Origin of the sequence: Arthrospira sp. PCC 8006 (assembly GCF_046480465.1) — a bacterium.
GTDB classification, from domain to species: domain Bacteria; phylum Cyanobacteriota; class Cyanobacteriia; order Cyanobacteriales; family Microcoleaceae; genus Limnospira; species Limnospira platensis.
Window position 1 is genome coordinate 1 of sequence record NZ_PKGG01000466.1, and the last position, 1,150, is coordinate 1,150.

The following is a 1,150-nucleotide window of genomic DNA, read 5'->3' on the forward strand; positions in this document are numbered from 1 at the left end:
TAATGATACCATCTATGGTGGCGGCGGAGATGATTGTCTGCGGGGTGGTCAAGGTAATGATTTAATTTTTGGTGAAGGTGGGAATGACATGTTATTCGGCGATAAAGTTGCTGATACTCTCTTCGCTGTCTCTGGTAATAACACCATGTATGGAGGTCAAGGTAATGACAGCCTCATAGTGGGGTGAAAATGACGACCTGATGTTTGGCGATAAGGGTAACGATACATTAGTAGCTGGTGGTGGTAATAATACCCTTTACGGTGGTGCTGATAATGATTTCCTGTTTGGTGGGACTGGTAACGATTTACTCTTTGGTGATGATGGTAATGATGAACTCGTCGGTGGAAAGGGAAATGATACTATATTTGGCGGTCCCGGTGACGACATAATTTTTGGCGGTGATGGTAATGATATATTAAGAGGCGGAAAGGGTAACGATCGCATCTTTGGAGATGAAGGTAATGATTTACTAGAAGGCGGTCGTGGTGTTGATACCCTCACTGGTGGTGGTGGTAGAAATATATTTGTTGTTGGCTTAATTGTCAGTGCGTCTGAAGGTGGCGGTAGTGTAATTACAGCTACCACTGGCGGCGCTTCCCCAGAATTAGCAGATTTGATCACCGACTTTCAAGCTGGTGTTGACAAAATTGGATTAACCGGAGGACTCACCTTTGCAGATATCGAAATTCGTCGTGGTGAAGGTGCCAATATCAGAAATACATTGCTAATAGACCGCAATACCGGAGACTTTTTAGCAGTTTTATTAAATATAGATCCAGCCATGCTGGATGAAACAGATTTTATCATCGATCCAGACGGACCCTTAGTAGATCCTGAACCCGAACCCGAACCCGAACCCGAACCAGGACCCGAACCAGGACCAGACCCCGAACCAGGACCAGACCCCGAACCAGGACCAGACCCCGAACCAGGACCAGACCCCGAACCATGACCAGACCCCTACCCCGAACCTAGTCCAACTCCAACTCCAACTCCAACTCCCAGTCCTAGTCCTAGTCCCGAACCTACTCCCACCCCTCCGGTTCCCACTCCCCCCCCGGATCCCACACCAACACCAACACCAACACCAACACCCACACCCACACCAACACCAACACCAACACCCACACCGACTCCCACCCCTTCTGA

At 48.7% G+C, this 1,150-nt stretch carries 3 protein-coding genes; 2 read left to right on the forward strand and 1 reads right to left on the reverse strand.

Annotation, left to right across the window (positions count from 1 at the left end):
- Together B9T16_RS28805 and B9T16_RS28810 are read left to right on the forward strand one after the other, a co-directional pair.
- A partial coding sequence (locus B9T16_RS28805) for a calcium-binding protein (RefSeq protein ID WP_410246404.1) occupies positions 1-187 on the forward strand: 187 nt, incomplete at its 5' end.
- Positions 188-200: 13 nt separating this feature from the next.
- On the forward strand, positions 201-953 hold the full coding sequence (locus B9T16_RS28810; protein WP_410246405.1) for a calcium-binding protein: 753 nt from the start codon (positions 201-203) through the stop codon (positions 951-953).
- Between the two features lie 8 nt (positions 954-961).
- On the opposite strand, the gene B9T16_RS28815 is transcribed toward B9T16_RS28810, so the two are convergent.
- Positions 962-1,150: hypothetical protein (locus B9T16_RS28815; protein ID WP_410246406.1), on the reverse strand; the 189-nt coding region annotated here is incomplete at its 5' end.